Raw genomic sequence first — 21,700 nt, forward strand, 5'->3', positions numbered from 1 at the left:
GGATGTCAGCAGTTGCTGGCATCCCTTTTTTACATCTATCATGATGAAATGGGGCGACTTGGGACATAGTAAAGGGAGTGTAAGGAAATCATGGTGGATAAAAGAAACCGATGCAGCACAAGGAGAGGTTCAAGATGAACATAAAGTGGGTATACTGGGGCAAGCTGTACGACTCCAAATTCCAAGCAAGGGTTCTGCAGCAGCGACTGGAGCATGATGCATGGATGTACGGCTATAATACGCCACAGGAGATTGAGGTGTACCGCTCGCGCAGAGGCAAGTATGGGGTAAGATTTATATTGTAATTGCGCGAGGAATCCCATTCATTATCACCTATTATGGATCTTCGTCCTAGGGTCCAGAAGCTTGCGCGAAGAGGCAGGTTAAGAGACTTTTATCGTAAATGGTTAATCCCATAAAAAAAGTTTGAAATGTTTCTTGACTGAACCTATATTCATGTTGTATAGTATTACTTGTCGCTGATAACAGTGACTTCTGAAAATGGCGCGGGGTGGAGCAGTCCGGTAGCTCGTCGGGCTCATAACCCGAAGGTCGTAGGTTCAAATCCTGCCCCCGCAACCAATCTTAACAAGCTTTACAACAATGGGCCCTTAGCTCAGTTGGTCAGAGCGGTCGGCTCATAACCGATTGGTCGTGGGTTCGAGTCCCTCAGGGCCCACCATAATACTAACAGTTTCATAGATTCATAGCCTATTATGCCGGGATGGCGGAATTGGCAGACGCACAGGACTTAAAATCCTGCGGTAGGTGACTACCGTACCGGTTCGACCCCGGTTCTCGGCACCATTTCAATCAACAACTATGAATGATGAATTGTTATGATTATGGAATAACACTCCTTTCGCCCCGGCGGAAGGAGTTTTTGGATTTTATTAGGGTTATGTGAATGGAACAAATGGGATGATAGGAGTGGATGGCGTGAGCTTCAAGATCGAGAACGACTGGAAGGACTTGCTGCATGATGAAGTGCGCAAGCCTTACTTCAAGCAGCTATGGGGATGGCTCTTGCAACAATATGATAAAGAGCGGATCTATCCTCCGCTGGATCATGTCTTTACGGCGTTTCGACTGACACCATATCAAGATGTGAAGGTTGTGATTGTTGGACAAGATCCATATCACGGTCCTGGCCAGGCTCATGGTCTCAGCTTCTCTGTGCTCCCAGGAGTACGTATTCCTCCGTCCCTTCTGAATATGCTCAAAGAGTGTGCGGAAGACATGGGGACGACGATGCCGAATCATGGTTATTTGGAGTCTTGGGCGAGACAGGGAGTTCTTATGTTGAACACCGTAATGACAGTTCAAGAAGGACAAGCTAATTCGCATAAAGGGATGGGCTGGGAGAATTTCACAGACCATGTGATCACAAGGCTTAACGATCGAGAGGACCCGATTGTATTTGTACTGTGGGGAAGCCATGCGCAGGCCAAAATGAAGATGATTGACTGCTCAAAGCATCATATTATAAAAGCGCCTCATCCGAGTCCACTGTCAGCACACCGTGGCTTTTTCGGCAGCCGTCCGTATTCCAAGATCAATGAAACGCTTCGCGCGTGGGGGATTGAAGAGATAGACTGGCAATTACCAATGCTGTAGATGAGCTTATTTGATCGTGCATTCCTGTTGACCGCTCATGATAGGAACCAACAGGAATGCATGTTTAATGGGAACGTTGACAATTCAAATTAAGCCATGATATAGTGTATTTACCGTATTTATCTTGTTATGATCTGTTAGCTCAGCTGGGAGAGCACCATCTTGACAGGGTGGGGGTCAGTGGTTCGAGCCCACTACAGATCACCATATTCGTATTCAAGGAGTCCTTCGATGAAGGACTCTTTTTTGTTGTAAAGAGAGTTCCTGATTATGCATGGCTAGGGCTTAATCGCAAAGCGCACATAGCCTTACTTTTCAGCTGGCATTCAGGTGTTGAATCCTAGCTTCATGTATAATAGAGGTGCATTCACAATGGATGGAGGACAATCTATGATGCAGGTCAAGGGAATTCGTATACTCGTCGTCGATGACGAGCCGAATATTCTTCAATTTCTGGAGCTTGGTCTTTCAAATGAAGGGTATGATGTGAAGACGGTGCAGGATGGCATGAGTGCAATTTCCATGATGAAGGAATATCAGCCTCATGTAGTCATTCTAGATGTTATGATGCCGGGGATGGATGGTTTTGAGGTCGTCCATATGCTGAAGAAGATGGATCAGGTTGCGGTGATTATGCTTACAGCGAAAGATGAAGTGGATGACCGTGTAAAAGGTCTTCAGCTTGGTGCTGATGATTATATGGTCAAGCCCTTCAGCTTTGTGGAGCTTCTTGCCCGCATTCAAGCGCGTGTGCGCAATCAGTTTCCCAATCTTGCCGGCGAAGTAAACCTGGGTGCCTTCACCATTGATGATCGGCGCAAAGAAATTCGCAAGAGCGATCAACTCCTTGAGCTGTCGCCAACAGAATATGAGCTTCTTAAATTTATGATTATGAATCATGGACTTGTATTAAGCAAGTCGCTAATTCTTGATAAAGTGTGGGGGTATGACTTTGGCGGTGAAGAGAACATCGTCGAGGTGTACATCCGTTCGCTAAGAGACAAGCTTGGAGATCGCGAGCATCAGCTGATCCGCACCTTGAGAGGAGTAGGCTATCGCTTGGATCTTGCTTAGAAGGAGGAACTTGTTTGAAGGTTACAGCCAAGGATGGACGATCCAGATGGAAGTGTCTCAACATCCGCTCACTCCGCGGCAAGCTGCTGTCAATCTCCTTACTGCTTGTCGCCGTTATTCTGGTTGTGGTAGGCATTTTGCAGCATATTTTCATGAAGCAGTATACGTATCAGAATAAAGCAGAAAGCATGCTTAACCAGGTCATCTCGATACCTCCTGAGACATGGAGACAAGGGGGGCTGCCTATACCAAAGCCTGAGGGTGCAGATCAGATGAATGCTTCCGATCAAGCTTCAGATAAGTGGGCTCAGGAAGTACAAGACGATGACCAGAGTGGGAAGGCAGGTAAGTTCGACGAAGGAGAAAAAACAAGCAGTGATGCAGCAGGAAAACGCGATAGAGCTCCTGCTCCCATGCTGTTTTTACCAGGGTTGACGCTAGCTTATGTGGATCAAGAAGGGCAGTACAAGACACTTTCAGAATGGAATGATGGCGGAACAGCCCCTAGGCTAAGTAAAGCAGAGATCGAAGCGATTCTGCTTACTAATCAGTACGAGCGCAAGCTTTTTTCAAACTATATGATCGTAGATAACGAACAAGGCGAGGAGCAGTTGGTTGTCTTCTCACCTGTGCCGCTTCGACACCCGATCGGCTTGGTACAGATAAGCACCGCGACTGCGCCGATGAAGGGAGAACTAAGCCGTCAGCTTATGATTTATATTGTGCTGTCGCTTATCGCTTTAACAGCAGGAAGTCTTGTCTTTATGCCGCTGCTGCGCAAGACGCTGCTGCCGCTGTCCAACATGGTTCATACCGTAGAGCAAATCAATGCGGGCAATCTGCAGCAGCGGCTCTCTGTAACCGAAAAGCAGGAGGAAATTGACAAGCTCGCATCATCCTTTAACGATATGTTAAAACGACTGGAGGCGTCATTTGAAGCAGAAAAGGAAGCAAAGGAGCAGATGCGCCAGTTTATCGCAGATGCGTCACATGAGCTGAGGACTCCATTAACCTCTATTCATGGCTTTCTTGAGGTGCTGCTTCGTGGTGCCTCTAAGCATCCAGAGCAGCTTGATCGAGCGCTAAAGAGCATGTATGGGGAATCAGAACGAATGAACAAGCTGGTTCATGATCTGCTGCTGCTGGCGAAGCTTGATCGAGCGCCTGAACTGACTGCAAGTGAAGGGAAGCTCGGCCTCATGATTGATGAGATGGAGCCACAGTTAAGGCTGCTTGCGCAGCAGCGGAAAGTGAGCTTTGACCTGGATTGTGGGATTAGCTGCATCTATGATCGCGACAAATTAAAGCAGGTCGTTCTCAATTTGTTCTATAATGCGGTTCAGCATACAGATCCAGAAGCGGGCAAGATCAAATTGAGCTTAAAGCAGCATCAGCACAAGTGGGTTCAGCTTCAAGTCCAAGATAATGGCATAGGAATTGATGATGAGCACATTCCTCTTCTCTTTAACCGCTTCTATCGAATGGATCCTTCACGTGCACGCAAGCATGGAGGAGCGGGTTTAGGGCTATCCATCACAAAATCGATTATAGATCTCCATGGAGGACGTATTGAGGTTCGCAGCGATCTGGGATCGGGGACGACCTTTATCGTTACTCTGCCTCTTGATCAACGTCAGCCGTAAGCAGGTAAGCCGATGCGAATTGCGCTTTGACTTGACTAAGCGGTTAGCTCGAATGAGCTGCTGGCATAAAGAGAGCAATCTGCAAATTAAAAGAGGCTTCATCCGGCTTCCGTCGTTCAACGTAATGTCAAACCCATCTCTTCTAAAATAGGGTGCTCTTTCATATGAATGATGAAGGGCACTTGCTGTTCTAGTTCTTGTGATGAGGGGGAGTTGGCATGGGGGCGCTGTTGTTTACTTGGCTTGTAGGATTATTCGGTATTGTGGGTATCGTTTGCTGGTATTTGCTCATGTTTATAAAGAGCGACAGCCATGCTTATGACGAGCAGTATGTATGGTTAAGAAAGGTGAAGCAATAGTTCGTTTAGATCGCCATAAAAAAGGCCACACTGAATACGGAATGAATGATGACCGATAAGGAAGTGGCTTTATGTCTGTCGAAAAAGTGCTGCAGCTCATGTTGAGCTTGTGCGTAGCTGGTGTTCTCATGCTGGGATGCACGCCAATGCTGATGGGGGGACCTGATGACCTCATCGATATTCCTGTACACGAGGAACAAGACTCCAAGCCTCCCATATATGAAGAGGTATATGGGCGACCGATTACAACGGATGTTTACACCCCCTGATTGGATAAACCTAGATGAATGAAATCATAGCCTCTGTGTGAAGCGGCAGCAGCCGTGAAGCAAGAGGCTATTATGTTTCCGCTAGAAATAAGGTGTATACACAACATGACGGCTTTTGTATAATAAAATGCTAATGGACGAAACGGAGGTACAGCAATGCCAGCAGAAATTATCGAAGTAAAGACACAAGATCAACTTGATGCATGTATTCAGATCAGACAGGCTGTCTTCGTGCAGGAACAGAATGTTCCAGCTGAACTTGAGGTGGATGAGTACGATCGGCTTGATGCCCATTCCATGCATGTGCTCTTAATGATGGATGGTCAATATATTGCAACAGGAAGAATAAAGCTTATTGATGAGTTCACAGCGAAAATGCAGCGTGTAGCCGTACTGGCTGCCTATCGAGGCGGGGGAAATGGCCGTTCGCTTATGCTTGGCTTGGAGCAGCTTGCAAGGCTTCATGGAGTAGAGATCTGTATCCTGGATGCGCAGTGCCATGCGGAAGGGTTTTATCAGTCGATGGGCTATCTCACAACTTCCGATGAGCCTTTTTATGATGCGGGGATCCTTCATGTTCGCATGCAGAAAAAGCTGTAGATTTATAATAAGAACTCATTTTTCCTTCCAACACCGTAATTTTATTTCGTATTCATAAATGACGGCCCAACGGGCAACCTATAACTGTCAGCACGAGTCCTTGCAGATTCGTGAAATATATATCGACAGAGGGAGATGAACCGTATGGAACGTGAAACCATCGTTGCTGTTCAAAAAAATGGGGATGGTGATCTGACCGCTTTTCAGACGAACTCAGGTCGTGTGCTTGGGTACGATGAAGCGATTCAAGCCATTCAAAATGGAGAGCTCGCAGGAGTAAACACATTTAAAGGACGAGATGGAGGGACATACATTCGCGGAGACGCGGATGGTGATCCAGCCAATAATCTAGATCAGCTGCCGATGTTCTAAAAGCAGAGAAAAACGCTGTGCCCTTCGAGGCACAGCGTTTTTTGTATGGGTGGTGCAGTATTAAGGTCTGATGGAATAGGTCTCGTGCTGGTTAATAAATGGCATTGGGCCTGTGTGACCGTCCCATTCGGGCCGCGTATCCCCATAATGCATTAATAAGATTTTGGATTGGATGGACGGGGGCAAAGTCAGCAGCTCCTTTATCGTAGCATGCACCTCGCCTTCTCCTTCAAGCTGGCAATCGTGCCAAATGGTATGTACGCCTTGTTCAACCAAGGACTGCAGCAAGTCTGGCTGAAAACGAATATCCGCGCTATAAAAAAAGGTATCATTGATGAGCAGCGAATAGCTTTGTTTCCCGGGAATATGAGGTGTCTCCATCCACTCGACCTTAAGCTCTGGTGTGATCTCATGAGCTTGTGCTGGAATTATGGGTATAACCTCAAAAACATCTTCTATACAATCTATCCCTGGCTGCGTCATTCCAGCCTTCAAGGAGTGCTCCCAAAGAGGTTCTAGCAGCGTATTTGCTATGAACAGCTTCGGCCGCCGCTGATGCAAAAACTTCATCTGAAAGGCATATTCCTCAAGCCCGCCGATATGATCAGCATGCAAATGTGTAACCAAAACCCCTTCGAAATCATTGAAGCTTTGCTCTATTTGATGGATGGCTAGGGGAGCGGTAATTCCACAGTCGATTAGGAATGTTTGCTTCGAGGTGGAGATCATCGCATTATTGTTATAATAACGCTTGGCGAATGCACTGCCAGTCCCTAGCATCTGAATTTGAATAGACATTGGATGTTTCACGCCTCCCTTTCATTCCCATTCCTAGACCTTCCTTAACTGTATCATGCTGCTGGGTAGGTACACAAGCCGATTTATGGGTGCTGCATAGCTTATGTTAAGTAACCCTCAGCAATATCCCATGATACGGACAAAGGTGGTTCAGAGAAATGGCTAAAGGAAAATCGACAAAGAAGAAAAAAGAGTTAAGCGGCGGGCGTGCACAAAATAACATGCGTATGGTCACTTCTGATCGATGCGAGGCATGTCCCACTCCTTGCTCACGGGGCCTTGCCTACGCTGCTCGTATGAAGGAGCCGGGGGCTGTTGGCCAAGGTGTTCCTTGCGTTCTTACGAAAACGAAGATTGGGGGATAAATCGTTCCCTCTTATACCTTGTAGATCTTGAATCAACCAGCATTTAGGAGGAGGCCCATATGGCTTCCTTTTATTTTGATTTATCCCTCTAAAAGTTCAATGAAAAAGGGGAGGCATGTCCAAGGAAATGCGCAACTCTGCTGTATAAAAAGAGTATAACTATACAACAAAGCAATTGGAGGTACCCACATGAAATGCAAGAAAATTGCGGCACTCGTATTATTGGGTTCAATTATTGGAGGCACGTATGTCTCTTCGATTCCTCAGGCCCATGCACAGAGTGGTTCAGAACGGATTGAAGTACAAGTAAATGGCAGTAGCGTATCAGACGCCGGGGTGATCATTGATGGTAAAACCTATCTGTCCGTCCGTGAGCTTCAGGATACGATTCAAGGGTTTATTTATTGGGATGCAGCCAATAAGAAGCTGTACATCGATAAGCCGAATGTCCATATGATGACGTTCAAGGACAAGAACATGTTTGGCAAGGTTCAAACGGGCAAGACGACATTTTCAGTTCATGTCCAAGTGGATGACTTGAAATCCAAAGTGGATGGCATTCGTTTGAGTATTGTAGATCCAAATGGAAAGTCGACCGATATTGAGCAGTCCAAGCTAAGTGCACAAGAGGATAATTTCTGGTTCCGTTCGAAGGATTTCAGCTATGATTTTAAATCGAAGGGAAAATATACCGTCAATTGCTACTTAAAGCAGCAAAATGGCGACTATACGCTGGTATCCAAAAAAACACTGGATGCAATCTAATGAATGACTTTGATGGAGCAGTGGTTATACTATAAGCATGTATCGATAATATGGAACTTCGTTTTACAGCTTGTACATAGCAGATATGAGCATGTATGCTTACATTGACCTCAATAACAGAACATGTTACGATACATGATATTGCATTATCAAATCACTGTAGGATTCAAAGGAGAACGATTCAATGAGCGAACATAAGCATGATGCGAACTGTGGGCATGACCATGACCATGATCACGAGCATGAAGAGTTCGTTGTTACCTTGATCGATGAGGATGGCAATGAAATAGATATGGCTCTTGTTGAGACATTTAATGTGGAAGATCAACTATATGCCCTTTTGCTTGAGCGCAACAACCCTGAAGCAGATGGCGTTATCGTACGTGTGGATGAAGACGGAGACGATATGGTCTTGAACGCAATTGAAGACGATGAAGAGTGGAATCGTGTACAACAAGCTTATGAAGAACTAGCTGCTTCTGAAGGCTAAGCATAAGCAGTAAAGAAGCTCCAAGGAATATGGAGCTTCTTTTTTATGTTCATTTGCGTCGCAGAGCTGAACATGGGACTACTTTCTCGGGTTGCAGTACATGAGTCTGCCATTGAACAGCTGGAGTTCGGCCTTCCATGTCTTGGCGAGGTAGCGGCAAAGCTCATTGGCTTTGGATTTATCACCGCTTGTTGCTGTATCGGGTAGCACGACCTCAACATAATGCGAAGCGGCATCTTCTTTCAGATTCGTGCCAGTTCCCAGCAGAATACAGCGGTAAATGGGTTCATTCCCTTGAAGGATAAGGCCTTTATCCTCGAATCCTGGCTTGCTGGTTATGGTGTATGGAAAGGCGGCCTCCTCATATTCCCAACTGAGCTGCCGGCCAGTCAGGGCAGCTTGTTCCTTGTAGTGCATCAACTGTTCCTGCAGTCCTTCAAGATTAATGGAAGGGATCGTGGATCCTTTAACAAATGAAATGATCGCACGTTGGCTCATCATCTAGCCTCCTGTCTTAGTGCTTCGTTGAAATACTCCCTCTTACACTGTACACATCAAGGTGGACAAATAGTCCAATATATTTGCACGAGAAGCCTTAGTGGCAGTCACACAGCACACCCTTACACCAATAAAAGTTTACATAAAAAAAGCAAGGCTGCCCGATACTCCAGACAACCATGCTCCTATGATCAATGAGGCTACTCGAAGATAGCCGTCTCTTCTTTTATCACCTTAACATAATGGATGCTGCGATCTTCAGGACCTTTGACAGGCAGACCTACATCAACATGATCTCTGATGTAATCAATATTATCCTGAGAAATCACTTCCCCAGGAAGCAGGATTGGAATGCCTGGCGGGTAAACATAGATAAACTCCGCAATGATTCTCCCTGCTGATTCCTTGAACGGTATAATCTCCGTATCCCCATAAAAAGCATCGCGCGGAATCAAAGAGAGCTGAGGGATCTCCGGAATCTTCACAACAAGCTCTTGCACTTCATTGACATTGTAATACTGCGCAGACAAATCGCGGAGCGCACGAAGCAGAATGCCGATCGACTCCTCGTTATCACCAGAGGTAACAAGACAAAGAATGTTGTACATATCGCTAAGCTCGACCTCAAGATTGTAATGCTCGCGCAGCCAGTTTTCTGTCTCATAGCCGGTAATGCCAAGATGGCGCACATGGATGGTCAGCTTGGTTGGATCATAGCTGTAGGTCGCCTCGCTGCCCAGAATCTCATCTCCAAAGCAATATAAGCCCGGAATTTCATTAATCTGTTGTCTTGCCCCTTGTGCTAAGTCAATTGCCTGCTCGGCAATCGCTTCGCCATTCAAGGCAAGATTGCGTCTTGACGTATCAAGTGATGCCAGCAGCGGATAAGAGGTCGAGGTTGTTGTCAGCATGCTGAAGATGGTTTGTATGCGATAAGGGTTAACAAGGCCATTCTTCGTGTTGACATTCAAGATCGAGCTCTGCGTCATTGAACCGCCTAGCTTATGCACGCTCGTTGCTGCCATATCGGCACCAGCCTGCATGGCAGACATCGGGAGTTGGTCATGAAAATGAATGAGCACACCGTGCGCTTCATCCACCAATACCGGTACTTCATAGGAATGCGCAAGATCTACGATTTCTTTGAGATCGGCACAAATTCCGAAGTATGTGGGATTAATAACAAGCACAGCCTTAGCATCGGGATGCTTCTCTAAGGCTCTGCGAATCGAGCGTGTCGTGACGCCATGGTCAATGCCAAGATTGCTGTCACGCGCCGGAGAGACAAATACCGGCTTCGCTCCTGCAAAGATAATCGCAGACATGATCGACTTATGCACGTTGCGTGGAACGATAATTTTATCTCCAGGCGAGCAGACGGACATAATCATCGTTATGATCGCTCCGCTCGTTCCTTGTACGCTAAAGTAGGTGTAGTCCGCACCGAAGGCATCAGCAGCTAGCTGTTGCGCCTCCGCGATGACCCCCGTAGGCTGGTGAAGATCATCCAGCGGGGCAATATTTATCAGGTCTATGGAGAGGGCCTGATCACCAATGAAAGATCGGAACTCCTGGTCCATTCCGACGCCTTTCTTATGGCCTGGAATATGAAATTGCACAGGATTGTTCGCAGCATGCTCCTTTAAAGCAGTAAATAATGGTGTTCGACGATGGTCCATCGCGGTTTCACAACCTTTCGTGTTGGGATAAGCTCTGACCCAGCAGGCTATCGCTTGAATTAAACAAACAAGCATAAGTTTAACAAAAACAGGGGGGAATGCAAGTACAATTTCAAGCCTTTATTAGGAGAATGTTCGGAAATACCGGACGATGCTTGTTCAAGAGAATGTCATGACCCTGCATAGTAAAATGTGGTAGGATGTGATGGGAGGGAAGTTATGAAAAAACCATTGTTTGTCGTTGTGCTTATGCTCATGATGGTATTCATCGGATTCGGCATTATTATTCCTGTTCTGCCGCGCTTGATTACAGATGCAGGCGCCAATGAATTCCATTTGGGCTTAATGCTCTCTATTTATTCGTTGATCTCATTCGTTCTGTCGCCGCTGTGGGGGGGCTTGTCAGAGCGGGTAGGCCGCCGTCCCGTTATTCTGATTGGAATATTCGGATTCAGCTTGAGTTATCTGCTCTTCGCGCTAGCTGACGGCCAGCTATGGCTGATGTATGTGTCGCGCATTTTAGGCGGCTTGTTTGCCGGAGCTGTGACTGCTGTGATAGTGGCTTATGTGGCGGATATGACGACAGAGGAGACAAGAACGAAAGGAATGGGCCTCGTGGGAGCTGCCATTGGGCTTGGCTTTACGTTTGGACCCGCTTTTGGCGGATTGCTTAGCCGCTATGGGCTGTTTGTTCCTTTTGCAGCCGCTTCATTGCTGACCTTGATTACAGCCATACTCGGGGTATTCTGGCTGAAGGAATCGCTGCCGAAGGAGAAAAGACAGCAGCGAGCAGCTCAGGCATCAAGATGGACAGCCTTTGCCGGCCGGATGAAGTATTTGTACGTGCTGTCGTTCTTCGTGACCTTTACATTAGCAGGCCTAGAAGCGACTCTGCTTTATTTCCAAGCGGTGCGCATCCCTGATGTGACAACGGAGGACATAGGCTGGATGTTCTTCTTCTGTGGATTGGCAGGTGCGCTGGTTCAAGGGGGCGTGGTACGGCGTTACATCAAAAAAGGCGGGGAGCATAAAGCTATCTTTGCAGGGCTGCTGCTGTCTGCTTTAGGCTTCGTCCTGCTGTTGTTCTCCAGTTCATTTTGGAACGCCACGATATACCTGTGCATCTTTGGCATTGGCAATGCGCTTATAAGGCCTTGTGTGACATCACTGATTACACAGAAGTCGACAGTTAGCCACGGCGTCGCTTCGGGACTTAATTCCTCCATGGACAGCTTTGGCCGTATTACCGGACCGCTGCTTGCTACGGCGGTATTCAGCCTGCATGTGAATCTGCCATTTGTAATTGGTGCAGTTCTGTCTGTTGGCGCGCTTGGCTTGCTATTCAAGTTTGTAGCGCTGGATCGAGCGGGCAATCGTGAGCGTATGCCAGCCTAAGGAGGAGCAGGCACTTTGCTGCTCATGCTTGATACAGTTGTAAGAGGATAGCGTAATAAGTTGATCGTTAAGTAAGCTTATACTAGGTATATCAGATTGAGGTTATACACTAATATTCATATACCTCTCTACAATAAGGGGACTGACTGTTGTTATAAGACACCATGTCAGTCCCCTTTGTTGTATTTGGAAGAGTAGATGCTTTACGGGAAGAGCGGCAAGCTTTCCTCACTCAGGCTTCGCCTGCGGTGCAGCAACACCATGCATGATGAACTGAACCGTACGTTCAAGCTCTGTCTCGTCGTCTTGCCATGGTCCATTTGGCAAAAAAAGATGACGGACCAAGAGAAATCCCACCACATTGGTTATCGTGAAGCGAAGAATCGCATGGGAGGGGAGATTGATAAGCTCCTTGTCAGCTTTGGAGCGCTCCACGACAAGCTGTGCCCGGTAGAATAGCTGCTCCGTTACGGTCTTTATAAATTCCTCGCGGAGCTCCTCATGAAAAGGAATCTCCTGAATAAGCAGGCGGATGGCCTGCTTATGCTTTACGAAAAAGTCATGCCGATTCTTAAGCACGGCCATGACGAACTGGGCATAGCTGTCATGTGGGGTATCCACGATTTGCTGCAGGTCTCGAAGTACGAATGGGGCAAGCAGCTTGGTCATGAGCGGCGAGAGGATCGAGAACAACAGGTCTTTTTTGGTTTTGTAGTGTCGGAAGATGGTTCCTTCAGCAACGCCTGCTTTTTTGGCGATCTCATTGGTGGATGCAGCGGCATATCCCTTCTCAGAAAAAATGTCCAGCGCGGCTGCTGCAATCCTCTTCTGTTTATCTGTCATTTTCTCCCGATCTTCAAGTTCTAGCTGATTCAGCAGTTCAATCCATGCGGATTGCTCGTTATGATCCTTAGACAACGTTTATCACTCCTACATCAAATCGATCGATATTTTCGAAGCGCCCATACATTTAGCACAAGAAACGCAGTCGCGAATAAAACAAGCACCATAATGGATGGGGCGATTGCCTCGAAGCCTTTGCCACGTATCATAACATCAATTAGCGCGTCAGAGCCATAGGTGAGCGGGAGCAGCACGGATATCCATTGAAGCCACTCAGGCATTGCCTCCAGCGGGAACAGTCCACAGAAGAATACCTGCGGCACAATGATGAGCGGAATGAATTGGAACATTTGAAATTCATTCGCAGCAAATGCCGACATAAGCGTTCCCAAGCTCAAGGCTGTCAATGCGAGACAAAGGGCGATCAGCAGTACGTACCAGAAGCTGCCCTCGATTTGCAAATGCAATACATAGGTAGCGTATGCTGTAATAATGATGGTTTGCAGTAAAGCGAAGAAACCAAATCCAATCGTATATCCAGCAACGATCTCCGATCGTCTAAGCGGCGAGGCCAGCAATCGGTCAAGTGTGCCGTAGGTTCGTTCGCGCAGGAAAGAGACTCCTGAGATCATAAACACGAACAAGAAGACAAAGACGCCGATGAGCATGGGACCGATGCGGTCGAAGGTGCTCATATCCTTATCCCCGTACAAGGTGTCCACGACAAGCTCAGGCTGCGCAATTTGGACGAAAGGGGCTGCTTGCTTGGCGTTTGCAGGTGATGGGGGCAGCTTCTCTTGCAGCTTAGCCGTTAAGGGAGCAACCATCGACTGCATCGCTTCTTGAATGGATTGCATGGTTTCTTTGCTCATCGAAGGATCGCTGCCTTCTAAGGTCACATTTACAAGCGGCTTCATATTTTCGATGGTCAATTGAAGATATGCATCGAGTGCTCCATCCTCCATGGCTAGCTTCGCCCTATTCTGGTCATCATAACGGATCCAATCCGGATGAATGCCTTCAACAACCTCAGCTATCGTGGCTTCTGCGACATAACCGATTTTCGGTTCAGGAAGAGAGCCGCCAAACACCGCATACATTAAGGTCATAACAACAAGCGGAGCAACAAAGATCAGAGCGAGCGTCCGCTTGTCCCGACGCATCTGACGGATGATTCGACGGACTATTGCGCGTATTCTCATGCTCTTGCACCTCCACTGAATTGAATAAACACTTCTTCTAGCGACTTTGCTTGATGCTGGTCTTTCAGCTCATCAGGGGAGCCTACTGCTATCAATCTTCCATCGCGCAAGAGCGCAATCCGCTCGCATTGCTCAGCCTCATCCATAACGTGAGTCGTTACTACGATTGTGGTTCCGTTCATTTTCAGCTCATTGAGCGTCTTCCATATCGATTGGCGCAATACGGGATCAATACCTACAGTAGGTTCATCCAGTACGAGCACCTCTGGTTCATGAAGCAGGGCAATCGCAAGAGACAAGCGGCGCTTCATCCCGCCAGAGAATTGATGAATGGGCTTCTTGGCATGGGGAAGCAGGTTAACAAGCTCTAGTACGGCTTGGATTCGTTCTTTCTTATACGCACCTTTTAGTCCATACAAGGAAGCGAAGAAATCTATATTTTCATAGGCGGACAGTTCATGATAGAGCGCATCCGACTGCGCCATGTATCCGATACGCTGGAATACTTGAAGATTAGGCAGCTTCGTTCCAAGCGTGATGACCTCGCCTGTATCCGGCTGCTCCATTCCAATCATCAGCTTAATCGTTGTTGTTTTCCCGGATCCAGAGGGGCCAAGCATGCCGAACATATCTCCTTTTTGCACAGAGAAACTAGTCGGGTGGATAACGGTGTGCTTTTCATACGTCTTCGATACCTCCCGCAGTGCGATGACGGGCTGGTTCATGCTGGATGGCTTCATATCGATCATCATCATGCTCTCCTTCACATGGGCATATTCATGAAATGAGCGAAGCTGCCCAAGAATTAAAAGTGAGTAATCACTCATTTTTTTATCATTATAATCCTATCCTCCTTCCTTGTAAAGATCTAACTCGTAAAGAATAAGTTGCACGTGTGGGAAGGCAATCACTCTTCGTTCGTAGCTTGCTCCAAATAAAAAACACTCCCTCTTATCAAGGAAGTGTCTCTAATTATGAATGCAATGCTTGTCCTGCGAGCTTGTACAGCGGCATTAACCGTTCAATCGTCTCGGAAGCAAGCTTCATAAAGGCATCGCCATTCTGAAGAATAGGATTGCTCGCATCGATATGGCGCCCAACGAGCCACTCGGCCGATTTGATATCACGGAAGCGGATAAGGGACTGCTCCAGCTCTTGCTCGGACATATCCTTAAGGAAAGTGGCTTCTTTTTGCATATGATCTTGCGAGACCACATAATCTTGTGGCACAATCTGCTGAATTTGCTCCATATCCTTCAAAAACAAGGATGCGATCTGCTGCTTATTGGTTGCTTCATAGATGAATGCAAGCCAAATAAAGACATGATCATCGAACAATCCAACCTGAAAGTGAGGCAATGCCTTATAGCCTCGTTTATTCGGTCCAATCGCAAGCCAGGTGTCCTTCGGTGGATTTACAGTTCGGCGTGCATGCTTGGCAATATGCAAAAACATCTCTTGGCCAGCGAGCAATGCGGCTTCACCGCTTAACTGTTCGCCGATGAGACGGAATTTTGGCTGTATGCGATCACGAATGGCTTCCATTCGGGCATCAAGGCCTTCGATATGGAACGTCTCGAAGTCGGCAGCGTGAAAGCCGTTAAAGGTCATGTATGATTCATCCTTTCTTCTGTAGGTTCTCATTTATTATAGCATATTGCTTTCATTTAGATCTTTCTAGCGCAGGCTGAAGCAGGAAATCCACAAACTTGCGCGGTCTTAGGCTTCACAAGCATAAAGAAGCATTTCTTTCTAAAATCGAGTCAATAATCCAAGTTGCTCTTACATATGATGGAATATGGAAGCGATGACTAGGTAAGGAGGGATTGCCGTGAATCGCAGCGATGAAGTGGAGTACTGTAATTTGGAGTTACGTTTTGACCGTCGGCAAATCCAGAACCTCATCCGTGACCTTATTCAAGCAGGGTATTCCTTGTATTGGAGTGAAAATGAATCGCTGTTTATCGTCTCCATTCGGACAGGACGCAAATTGGTAAAGCTTCGATTCCAGCGGATTAACAACCGCTATAAAATTGTTGGGGACTACACGATACGAGATGAGCGTCTTGCAGAATTCATGGAGCGGTTAATTGGGGATTCTAGAGGTCATGCGGTAGTAAAAAGGTTCAAGGATCGTCAGATACTTGTGGAGAACATCATGTTTGGGGAACGGATCCGCCTAGTTGAGATTAGCGGTATGGAGCAGAAGGTGCTGTACCAGAAGCGGCCGACTGTAACGGCAGAGGAAATGATTCAAGCGTATCAATCAACCCGAGCTGAGGAACGAATGGATGCACTTCGTATTGAAATTGATGGGAAATTGAGCGAATTATATATGGCCATGTCTGAGCAAAATGAGGATATGATCCAGTCCTGCAAGGCTCGGCTGACCCTATTAAGAAAAGAAATGCTGCAGCTTGAATGGTAAACATACGCAAGACAACCCTAACATCCAAGTCGAATGAACGCTCGTCGATGGATTGTGGGGTGTTTTGCTGTGCAGAATAGGTGTTTAGAATCCCTCGCCATGATAACGGCTATGAAGAAGCGCACATGAATCTGCTTGAGGGGTTCACTTCTATGGTGAAAAAGGGTAAAATAACACTAATGCTTTCTACTATATCTAGATAAAGGGTGGAAGATCCATATGTCTAAAACACAAATTGGTGTGATTGGACTTGCTGTAATGGGCAAGAACTTGGCACTGAATATCGAAAGCCGTGGCTTCTCCGTATCGGTGTACAACCGTTCGCGCGAGAAGACAGAAGCTCTTATGAGCGAGGCACCAGATAAGAACTTGACGCCTACATATTCGATTGAAGAGTTCGTTCAATCGTTGGAGGTTCCGCGCAAGATCTTGATTATGGTACAAGCTGGACAAGCAACAGATGCAACAATCGACCAATTGATTCCTCATCTTGATCAAGGGGATATTATTATTGATGGCGGTAATGCTCATTACCCTGATACACAGCGCCGCAGCAAATATCTTGAGGATAAAGGCTTCCGCTTTATCGGCACCGGCGTGTCCGGTGGTGAGGAAGGCGCATTGACAGGACCTGCCATTATGCCTGGCGGCCAAGAAAGTGCGTACAAGCTGGTTGAGCCTATTCTTACAGCGATCTCTGCAAAAGTAAATGAAGAGCCTTGCTGCACATATATTGGACCAGATGGCGCAGGACACTACGTCAAAATGGTTCATAACGGCATCGAATACGGAGACATGCAGTTGATTTGCGAAGCTTACCATCTGTTGACTCATGTGGTAGGTGTTGATACAAAGGAATTGCAAGAAATCTTCTCCGATTGGAATAAAGGCGAGCTTGACAGCTATCTGATCGAGATCACAGCTGACATCTTCTCCAAGTATGACGAAGAAACAGGCAAGCCAATGGTAGATGTAATCTTGGATTCCGCAGGCCAAAAAGGTACGGGTAAATGGACAAGCCAAAATGCATTGGATCTTGGCTACCCGCTTACTATGATTACAGAATCCGTATTCTCCCGCTTCTTGTCTGCGATGAAGGACGAGCGCGTTGCAGCTAGCAAAGTGTTGTCCGGCCCTGAAGCGAAGCCATTTACAGGCGACAAAGCTGAGTTTATTGAAAAGATCCGCAAGGCGCTCTTTGCAAGTAAGATCGTATCCTACGCGCAAGGCTTCTCACAAATGCGCGTTGCTTCCCAGGAATACAATTGGAATCTTCCGCTTGGCAACATTGCGAAGATCTTCCGCGGCGGCTGTATCATCCGCTCCCAGTTCCTGAACAATATCAAGGAAGCCTACGATCGCGATGCGGAGCTTAAGAACTTGCTGCTCGATCCTTACTTTAAGGAAATCGTGGAGGATTACCAATATGCATGGCGTGAAGTGATCAGCACAGCTGTCGCAAACGGCATTCCAGTTCCAGGCTTCTCCTCTGCGCTGTCCTACTATGACAGCTATCGTACAGAGCGTTTGCCAGCGAACCTGCTGCAAGCACAACGCGACTACTTTGGTGCGCATACGTTCAAGCGTGTGGACAAGGAAGGCTCCTTCCACTACAATTGGTTGAATAGTAACGAATAATCTCGTTATTGCAATAGACGCCGGGCTGGTCATCAGCTCGGCGTTATTTGTAACCCTTCATGTGGGCTGCAGCGTAATGGATCGGGAAAGGAAGGAAGCCAATTGGAATGCATTATGGAACTATGGGCGGCTCTTAGGATGAGGTAGAGGCATTCCAAAGCCCATAGGCGGCTTCCTGCAAGTATAGGCGAAGTCGGTCACTCTCAGAATCAAGCAGTCTAGAACGATGAAGCATAATGACGGAGACCTCTGCAAAGTAGCGATAGTTCTTAGCGATGCGCTCTTTGTCTAGCTTCTCAACCCATTCCGTCTGGTTTGCAAGTTGATTCTTGATCATGCTCAGCGCCCACAGCACGTCTTCTTTGAGAAGGGTATGCTGAGGATCAAGAATCAGCGCCATACGGGCAGCTACGGTGCGCTGATGATTGGGTTGATCAGGGTTCGAAGGATGCGGCATCTTCGTTCACTCCTTAGGGAAGGTCTGTCAGCTGAATGCATGCTGGAAAGGCGAAGACGTTATTTCCATAATACTTGACCTTCGGCACGCATATTATCATCTTTACGTAGAAACCTTCATTTTTATACATGGAAGATTGTCGAATAGAAGTTGGCTATGGTATCATATGGGAAGTTTACCTATAGGAGTTGAAACGTATGCTGACCGAAAAGAAGCACGATCTTTGCCATCATATTATTTTGATTGGATTTATGGGCACGGGGAAATCCACAGTAGGTCAGCGTCTTGCCGAATACTTGCAGGCCCCATTTATTGATTTGGATCATGAAGTGGTACACCGGGATGGTCGAACAATACCGGAGCTATTTGAACAAGAAGGAGAAGGGTACTTTAGAGACTTAGAATCAAAGACATTGATGTCTTGTCTGCAGTCTGATGTGCCCTGCATCATGTCAACAGGCGGCGGTGCGGTGCTTCGCTCTGAGAATTGCGAGGTCATGATACAAAAAGGCTTCGTTGTTCAACTGACTGCTGAGCTAGAGACGATTGTGGCAAGAGTTGCGGGGGATTCTAACCGTCCGCTTTTGCAAGGGAACGCGTCAGAGCGCGTCCAACAGCTAATGGACGCGCGTGCTGGGCGATATGGCTTTGCGCATTGCCAGATTGCAACGGATCAATGCGATGTGGAACGTATTATCAACAGCATACTGGAAGCTTATGATGCTTATTGCTGTGCTACGAAGGCAGCTGAGTAGGGCCTGAGATGCTGTTCCACGCAAGCATCCCGCCTGACATGTTGACGGCTCCTTCGACGCCAAGATGCTGCAAATACTCGCAGACTCTCTCGCTGCGGTACCCACTACGGCAAATTAAAATGACCTCAGGTGCTGTTGTCACTTCGGTTATCCGTTCTGGGATCTCATTCATTGGAATATGAACGGCTCCCGGAATCATGCCGTGGATGACTTCTTCATCTTCACGAACATCAATCATATGTAGCTTCTCGCCTTGATTCAGACGTGTAAGCAATTCGGTAACTTCAATTTGTGGTACAGTATCCATTTGTTAGAGCCTCCTGACTTGCACGAATCATCTCGTGTGGGTGTGAGGTTGATCACATCACTTTCACAGAATACGTACCGAATCTATATTTGTCAATTGCACGATGCAAACAGAAGCACGGCAACCTGCAGCAAGCTGGTATTAAAGCCTTTCCTATGGAGGGCATCTAAATGATAGAGGAATGGGAGTGTATGAGATGGATGTACGCGTTACACCAACGCCACAATTAAGTGGAGATATTCAAGCCTTGTCTTCAAAAAACTATACGACACGCTATTTGCTGGCAGCTGCCTTGGCAGAGGGGCAGAGCACGATCTATTATCCTGCGCATAGTGAAGACAGCGATGCAATGCGCCGCTGCTTGCGTGATCTTGGAGCCGTATTGGAAGAAGATGATACGAAGATTGTTCTTACAGGGTTTGGCGGTTCTCCTAAGCTGGTTCCTGAGAATAAGCAATTAAATGTGGGCAATGCAGGCGCTGTTCTGCGCTTTCTTATGGGTATCGCATCATTGCTTCCAGAAGTACACTTCATTAATGCTTATCCGGATTCGCTTGGCAAACGGCCGCATGATGATTTAATTGATGCATTGGAGCAGCTTGGAGCTAAGATTACGCATCGCGAGGGCAAACTGCCGATTACCATTCACGGTGGAGACCTTCACGGGGGAGCAATCAACGTATCGGGCAATATCAGCTCTCAATTTTTGAGCGCATTGTTATTCCTTGCACCACTGCTCAAGGAAGATACAACGATTCAAGTGACGGATGACCTAAAGTCCAAGGTGGTCGTTGGCCAGACGCTTGAGGTGATTCGAGAAGCGGGAATCACGATTGAGGCTAGCGAAGATCTGATGCGCTACCATATTCCCGGCAATCAGCATTATCAGGCGAGAACGTATCGGGTTCAAGGCGATTATCCGGGCTCAGCGGCTGTGCTTGCCGCTGCAGCGGTAAGTGAATCGGATGTTACGCTTCGTGGGCTTACTGAGGACAGCAAGCAGGGAGAGCGTGCAATTGTTGATGTGCTGCGCATGATGAACGTTCCGTTTACGCACGAAGACCATGTCATTCATGTGAAGAGCAAAGGCAAGCTGAAGGCGGTTGAATTCGATGGCGACGCAGCGACAGATGCTGTGCTTGCCATGGTTGCTGCTGCTGTATTTGCGGAGGGAACCTCCCGATTCTATAATGTGGAGAATTTAAGATACAAAGAGTGCGACCGCATAACGGATTATGTCCATGAGCTTCGCAAGGCTGGAGCGAATGTTGAAGAGCGGCAAGCGGAGATTATTGTACACGGCCGCCCCGAGGGCGTTGAAGGCGGCGTGGAGATTGATGCTCATTACGATCACCGTGTTATTATGGCCCTGACGGTTGTAGGCCTGAGAGCAAAGCAGCCAATAGTGATCCGTGATGCTCACCATGTTGCGAAGTCCTACCCGATCTATTTTGACCATCTGAAGGCACTTGGTGCTCAGGTGGAATGGCTGGATTCCTAGACTAGCCATTCTATGATTGCGCTATACTAAATAGATGGCATGCTCAGCATGCGCGAGAGGCATTTCATGAGAACATGGGGGGATGAATGATGTCATATGCACAGCCAACACAAGAGGAATTCAAGGCTTTGCTGGAGAACAGCAGCACTATTGCTGTAGTGGGATTGTCAGATGATCCCACAAGAACGTCACACTTGGTTGCAGCAGCGATGCAGCAGCGAGGCTATCGGATTATTCCGGTTAATCCCAAGGCAAGTTCGATTCTTGGCGAGACCTGTTATGCCCGGCTTCAAGACGTTCCCGAGCACATTGATATCGTGAATGTGTTCCGCCGCAGTGAATTCTGCCTAGAAGTTGCAAAGGATGCTGTGGAGGTCGGGGCAGATACTCTGTGGCTCCAACAAGGAATTGTGAATGAAGAAGCCTACCAGTATGCGAAAGACCACGGCCTTGAGGTAGTAATGGACGCTTGCATCAAGGTTGTCGATGCGGTTGTTAAGCCGAATCGAGGGTAATGAGCGTCCGCTTCTGAAGCGAAACAAATAAGATATAGACAACAAATCACAAAGAGATTCGTGAATGTCCGGCTTCATGGTATAATAATCTAGACCATGACGCGTTGTTCGCGCTCTTAAGCCGGAGTGA

26 protein-coding genes and 4 tRNA genes are annotated in these 21,700 nt (G+C 47.2%); 21 read left to right on the forward strand and 9 right to left on the reverse strand.

The annotated features are described in order from the left end of the window. Window positions 1–134 precede the first annotated feature (134 nt). The 12 genes from B9Y93_RS24460 (at window position 135) to B9Y93_RS02180 (ending at window position 5,934) form a co-directional block, all read left to right on the forward strand. A complete protein-coding gene (locus B9Y93_RS24460; protein WP_170936383.1) occupies window positions 135–305 on the forward strand; it encodes a hypothetical protein in 171 nt (56 codons plus the stop codon). A gap of 200 nt (window positions 306–505) precedes the next feature. Beyond that, a tRNA-Met gene (locus B9Y93_RS02135) sits at window positions 506–582 on the forward strand. Between the two features lie 23 nt (window positions 583–605). Continuing rightward, window positions 606–682: transfer RNA gene (locus B9Y93_RS02140), tRNA-Ile, on the forward strand. A gap of 36 nt (window positions 683–718) precedes the next feature. Continuing rightward, a tRNA-Leu gene (locus tag B9Y93_RS02145) sits at window positions 719–807 on the forward strand. 132 nt (window positions 808–939) lie between these two features. Beyond that, window positions 940–1,617: a uracil-DNA glycosylase gene (gene ung / locus B9Y93_RS02150; RefSeq protein ID WP_085492706.1), complete on the forward strand. Its 678-nt coding sequence runs from the start codon at window positions 940–942 to the stop codon at window positions 1,615–1,617. 131 nt (window positions 1,618–1,748) lie between these two features. Then, window positions 1,749–1,824: transfer RNA gene (locus B9Y93_RS02155), tRNA-Val, on the forward strand. A 183-nt stretch (window positions 1,825–2,007) separates the two neighbouring features. Next, the gene (locus B9Y93_RS02160) at window positions 2,008–2,691 is read left to right on the forward strand and encodes a response regulator transcription factor (RefSeq protein WP_085492707.1); all 684 of its coding nucleotides are present in this window, start codon (window positions 2,008–2,010) and stop codon (window positions 2,689–2,691) included. Window positions 2,692–2,705: 14 nt separating this feature from the next. Continuing rightward, window positions 2,706–4,334 carry a sensor histidine kinase gene (locus B9Y93_RS02165; RefSeq protein ID WP_244903265.1) on the forward strand — a complete coding sequence of 543 codons (1,629 nt, stop codon included), beginning with the start codon at window positions 2,706–2,708 and terminating at the stop codon, window positions 4,332–4,334. Window positions 4,335–4,552: 218 nt separating this feature from the next. Beyond that, a complete protein-coding gene (locus B9Y93_RS24465) occupies window positions 4,553–4,693 on the forward strand; it encodes a hypothetical protein (RefSeq protein WP_176228827.1) in 141 nt (46 codons plus the stop codon). A 71-nt stretch (window positions 4,694–4,764) separates the two neighbouring features. After that, a complete protein-coding gene (locus B9Y93_RS02170; RefSeq protein WP_085492708.1) occupies window positions 4,765–4,962 on the forward strand; it encodes a hypothetical protein in 198 nt (65 codons plus the stop codon). Window positions 4,963–5,118: 156 nt separating this feature from the next. Further along, a complete protein-coding gene (locus tag B9Y93_RS02175; protein WP_085492709.1) occupies window positions 5,119–5,562 on the forward strand; it encodes a GNAT family N-acetyltransferase in 444 nt (147 codons plus the stop codon). Between the two features lie 135 nt (window positions 5,563–5,697). Next, on the forward strand, window positions 5,698–5,934 hold the full coding sequence (locus B9Y93_RS02180; RefSeq protein WP_085492710.1) for a DUF3892 domain-containing protein: 237 nt from the start codon (window positions 5,698–5,700) through the stop codon (window positions 5,932–5,934). A gap of 60 nt (window positions 5,935–5,994) precedes the next feature. On the opposite strand, the gene B9Y93_RS02185 is transcribed toward B9Y93_RS02180, so the two are convergent. Then, window positions 5,995–6,732: an MBL fold metallo-hydrolase gene (locus tag B9Y93_RS02185; RefSeq protein ID WP_085492711.1), complete on the reverse strand. Its 738-nt coding sequence runs from the start codon at window positions 6,730–6,732 to the stop codon at window positions 5,995–5,997. Between the two features lie 158 nt (window positions 6,733–6,890). Here B9Y93_RS02185 and B9Y93_RS02190 point away from each other — a divergent pair, with 158 nt between their 5' ends. The 3 genes from B9Y93_RS02190 to B9Y93_RS02200 all read left to right on the forward strand — a co-directional run bounded on the left by B9Y93_RS02190 (window position 6,891) and on the right by B9Y93_RS02200 (window position 8,352). Next, complete coding sequence (locus B9Y93_RS02190; protein ID WP_085492712.1) at window positions 6,891–7,097, forward strand: hypothetical protein; 207 nt, start codon at window positions 6,891–6,893, stop codon at window positions 7,095–7,097. Between the two features lie 189 nt (window positions 7,098–7,286). Further along, window positions 7,287–7,862, forward strand: a complete 576-nt coding sequence (locus B9Y93_RS02195; protein ID WP_085492713.1) for a hypothetical protein — start codon at window positions 7,287–7,289, stop codon at window positions 7,860–7,862. 184 nt (window positions 7,863–8,046) lie between these two features. Continuing rightward, window positions 8,047–8,352: a DUF1292 domain-containing protein gene (locus B9Y93_RS02200; RefSeq protein ID WP_085492714.1), complete on the forward strand. Its 306-nt coding sequence runs from the start codon at window positions 8,047–8,049 to the stop codon at window positions 8,350–8,352. A 78-nt stretch (window positions 8,353–8,430) separates the two neighbouring features. On the opposite strand, the gene B9Y93_RS02205 is transcribed toward B9Y93_RS02200, so the two are convergent. Further along, on the reverse strand, window positions 8,431–8,850 hold the full coding sequence (locus tag B9Y93_RS02205; RefSeq protein ID WP_085492715.1) for a DUF1885 family protein: 420 nt from the start codon (window positions 8,848–8,850) through the stop codon (window positions 8,431–8,433). Window positions 8,851–9,050: 200 nt separating this feature from the next. After that, window positions 9,051–10,529 (reverse strand): aminotransferase class I/II-fold pyridoxal phosphate-dependent enzyme, encoded by a 1,479-nt coding sequence (locus B9Y93_RS02210; RefSeq protein ID WP_085492716.1) that lies wholly within the window; start codon window positions 10,527–10,529, stop codon window positions 9,051–9,053. 219 nt (window positions 10,530–10,748) lie between these two features. Here B9Y93_RS02210 and B9Y93_RS02215 point away from each other — a divergent pair, with 219 nt between their 5' ends. After that, a complete protein-coding gene (locus B9Y93_RS02215; RefSeq protein ID WP_085492717.1) occupies window positions 10,749–11,924 on the forward strand; it encodes an MFS transporter in 1,176 nt (391 codons plus the stop codon). A gap of 228 nt (window positions 11,925–12,152) precedes the next feature. On the opposite strand, the gene B9Y93_RS02220 is transcribed toward B9Y93_RS02215, so the two are convergent. The 4 genes from B9Y93_RS02220 to B9Y93_RS02235 all read right to left on the reverse strand — a co-directional run bounded on the left by B9Y93_RS02220 (window position 12,153) and on the right by B9Y93_RS02235 (window position 15,580). Continuing rightward, window positions 12,153–12,842 carry a TetR/AcrR family transcriptional regulator gene (locus B9Y93_RS02220; protein ID WP_085492718.1) on the reverse strand — a complete coding sequence of 230 codons (690 nt, stop codon included), beginning with the start codon at window positions 12,840–12,842 and terminating at the stop codon, window positions 12,153–12,155. Window positions 12,843–12,859: 17 nt separating this feature from the next. Further along, window positions 12,860–13,969, reverse strand: coding sequence for an ABC transporter permease (locus tag B9Y93_RS02225; RefSeq protein WP_085492719.1), 1,110 nt, complete (start codon window positions 13,967–13,969; stop codon window positions 12,860–12,862). Further along, window positions 13,966–14,694: an ABC transporter ATP-binding protein gene (locus B9Y93_RS02230; protein WP_085493924.1), complete on the reverse strand. Its 729-nt coding sequence runs from the start codon at window positions 14,692–14,694 to the stop codon at window positions 13,966–13,968. The genes B9Y93_RS02225 and B9Y93_RS02230 overlap by 4 nt, the downstream gene beginning before the upstream one ends. A gap of 247 nt (window positions 14,695–14,941) precedes the next feature. Further along, on the reverse strand, window positions 14,942–15,580 hold the full coding sequence (locus B9Y93_RS02235) for a YktB family protein (RefSeq protein WP_085492720.1): 639 nt from the start codon (window positions 15,578–15,580) through the stop codon (window positions 14,942–14,944). Window positions 15,581–15,800: 220 nt separating this feature from the next. Here B9Y93_RS02235 and B9Y93_RS02240 point away from each other — a divergent pair, with 220 nt between their 5' ends. Together B9Y93_RS02240 and gndA are read left to right on the forward strand one after the other, a co-directional pair. After that, window positions 15,801–16,397 (forward strand): hypothetical protein, encoded by a 597-nt coding sequence (locus B9Y93_RS02240; RefSeq protein ID WP_085492721.1) that lies wholly within the window; start codon window positions 15,801–15,803, stop codon window positions 16,395–16,397. 219 nt (window positions 16,398–16,616) lie between these two features. Then, a complete protein-coding gene (gene gndA, locus B9Y93_RS02245; protein WP_085492722.1) occupies window positions 16,617–18,035 on the forward strand; it encodes an NADP-dependent phosphogluconate dehydrogenase in 1,419 nt (472 codons plus the stop codon). Between the two features lie 133 nt (window positions 18,036–18,168). Here the strand turns inward: gndA and B9Y93_RS02250 are convergent, their stop codons facing one another. After that, window positions 18,169–18,492, reverse strand: a complete 324-nt coding sequence (locus tag B9Y93_RS02250; protein ID WP_085492723.1) for a hypothetical protein — start codon at window positions 18,490–18,492, stop codon at window positions 18,169–18,171. A 197-nt stretch (window positions 18,493–18,689) separates the two neighbouring features. Between B9Y93_RS02250 and B9Y93_RS02255 the strand changes: the two genes are divergently transcribed. Continuing rightward, complete coding sequence (locus B9Y93_RS02255) at window positions 18,690–19,247, forward strand: shikimate kinase (protein ID WP_085492724.1); 558 nt, start codon at window positions 18,690–18,692, stop codon at window positions 19,245–19,247. Here B9Y93_RS02255 and B9Y93_RS02260 read toward each other — a convergent pair. Then, complete coding sequence (locus tag B9Y93_RS02260; protein ID WP_085492725.1) at window positions 19,228–19,554, reverse strand: rhodanese-like domain-containing protein; 327 nt, start codon at window positions 19,552–19,554, stop codon at window positions 19,228–19,230. The two genes, B9Y93_RS02255 and B9Y93_RS02260, sit on opposite strands and share 20 nt — an antisense overlap. 196 nt (window positions 19,555–19,750) lie before the next feature. On the opposite strand from B9Y93_RS02260, the gene aroA reads away from it, so the two are divergent. Further along, window positions 19,751–21,055 carry a 3-phosphoshikimate 1-carboxyvinyltransferase gene (aroA, locus tag B9Y93_RS02265; RefSeq protein ID WP_085493925.1) on the forward strand — a complete coding sequence of 435 codons (1,305 nt, stop codon included), beginning with the start codon at window positions 19,751–19,753 and terminating at the stop codon, window positions 21,053–21,055. A gap of 89 nt (window positions 21,056–21,144) precedes the next feature. Further along, window positions 21,145–21,570 (forward strand): CoA-binding protein, encoded by a 426-nt coding sequence (locus B9Y93_RS02270; protein ID WP_085492726.1) that lies wholly within the window; start codon window positions 21,145–21,147, stop codon window positions 21,568–21,570. Window positions 21,571–21,700 lie beyond the last annotated feature (130 nt).

It is taken from the genome of Paenibacillus aquistagni (assembly GCF_900177815.1).
GTDB lineage: Bacteria > Bacillota > Bacilli > Paenibacillales > Paenibacillaceae > Paenibacillus_B > Paenibacillus_B aquistagni.

Bases quoted from the DNA above. Each gene is read 5' to 3' on its own strand.
- B9Y93_RS02210 (WP_085492716.1), bottom strand. From the start codon at position 10,529: ATGGACCATCGTCGAACACCATTATTTACTGCTTTAAAGGAGCATGCT.
- B9Y93_RS02215 (WP_085492717.1), top strand. From the start codon at position 10,749: ATGAAAAAACCATTGTTTGTCGTTGTGCTTATGCTCATGATGGTATTC.
- B9Y93_RS02250 (WP_085492723.1), bottom strand. From the start codon at position 18,492: ATGCCGCATCCTTCGAACCCTGATCAACCCAATCATCAGCGCACCGTA.
- B9Y93_RS02175 (WP_085492709.1), top strand. From the start codon at position 5,119: ATGCCAGCAGAAATTATCGAAGTAAAGACACAAGATCAACTTGATGCA.
- B9Y93_RS02180 (WP_085492710.1), top strand. From the start codon at position 5,698: ATGAACCGTATGGAACGTGAAACCATCGTTGCTGTTCAAAAAAATGGG.
- B9Y93_RS02255 (WP_085492724.1), top strand. From the start codon at position 18,690: ATGCTGACCGAAAAGAAGCACGATCTTTGCCATCATATTATTTTGATT.
- B9Y93_RS24460 (WP_170936383.1), top strand. From the start codon at position 135: ATGAACATAAAGTGGGTATACTGGGGCAAGCTGTACGACTCCAAATTC.
- gndA (WP_085492722.1), top strand. From the start codon at position 16,617: ATGTCTAAAACACAAATTGGTGTGATTGGACTTGCTGTAATGGGCAAG.
- B9Y93_RS02270 (WP_085492726.1), top strand. From the start codon at position 21,145: ATGTCATATGCACAGCCAACACAAGAGGAATTCAAGGCTTTGCTGGAG.
- B9Y93_RS02235 (WP_085492720.1), bottom strand. From the start codon at position 15,580: ATGACCTTTAACGGCTTTCACGCTGCCGACTTCGAGACGTTCCATATC.
- B9Y93_RS02170 (WP_085492708.1), top strand. From the start codon at position 4,765: ATGTCTGTCGAAAAAGTGCTGCAGCTCATGTTGAGCTTGTGCGTAGCT.
- B9Y93_RS02190 (WP_085492712.1), top strand. From the start codon at position 6,891: ATGGCTAAAGGAAAATCGACAAAGAAGAAAAAAGAGTTAAGCGGCGGG.
- B9Y93_RS24465 (WP_176228827.1), top strand. From the start codon at position 4,553: ATGGGGGCGCTGTTGTTTACTTGGCTTGTAGGATTATTCGGTATTGTG.
- aroA (WP_085493925.1), top strand. From the start codon at position 19,751: ATGGATGTACGCGTTACACCAACGCCACAATTAAGTGGAGATATTCAA.
- B9Y93_RS02200 (WP_085492714.1), top strand. From the start codon at position 8,047: ATGAGCGAACATAAGCATGATGCGAACTGTGGGCATGACCATGACCAT.
- B9Y93_RS02205 (WP_085492715.1), bottom strand. From the start codon at position 8,850: ATGAGCCAACGTGCGATCATTTCATTTGTTAAAGGATCCACGATCCCT.
- B9Y93_RS02195 (WP_085492713.1), top strand. From the start codon at position 7,287: ATGAAATGCAAGAAAATTGCGGCACTCGTATTATTGGGTTCAATTATT.
- B9Y93_RS02225 (WP_085492719.1), bottom strand. From the start codon at position 13,969: ATGAGAATACGCGCAATAGTCCGTCGAATCATCCGTCAGATGCGTCGG.
- B9Y93_RS02230 (WP_085493924.1), bottom strand. From the start codon at position 14,694: ATGAACCAGCCCGTCATCGCACTGCGGGAGGTATCGAAGACGTATGAA.
- B9Y93_RS02260 (WP_085492725.1), bottom strand. From the start codon at position 19,554: ATGGATACTGTACCACAAATTGAAGTTACCGAATTGCTTACACGTCTG.
- B9Y93_RS02185 (WP_085492711.1), bottom strand. From the start codon at position 6,732: ATGTCTATTCAAATTCAGATGCTAGGGACTGGCAGTGCATTCGCCAAG.
- B9Y93_RS02160 (WP_085492707.1), top strand. From the start codon at position 2,008: ATGATGCAGGTCAAGGGAATTCGTATACTCGTCGTCGATGACGAGCCG.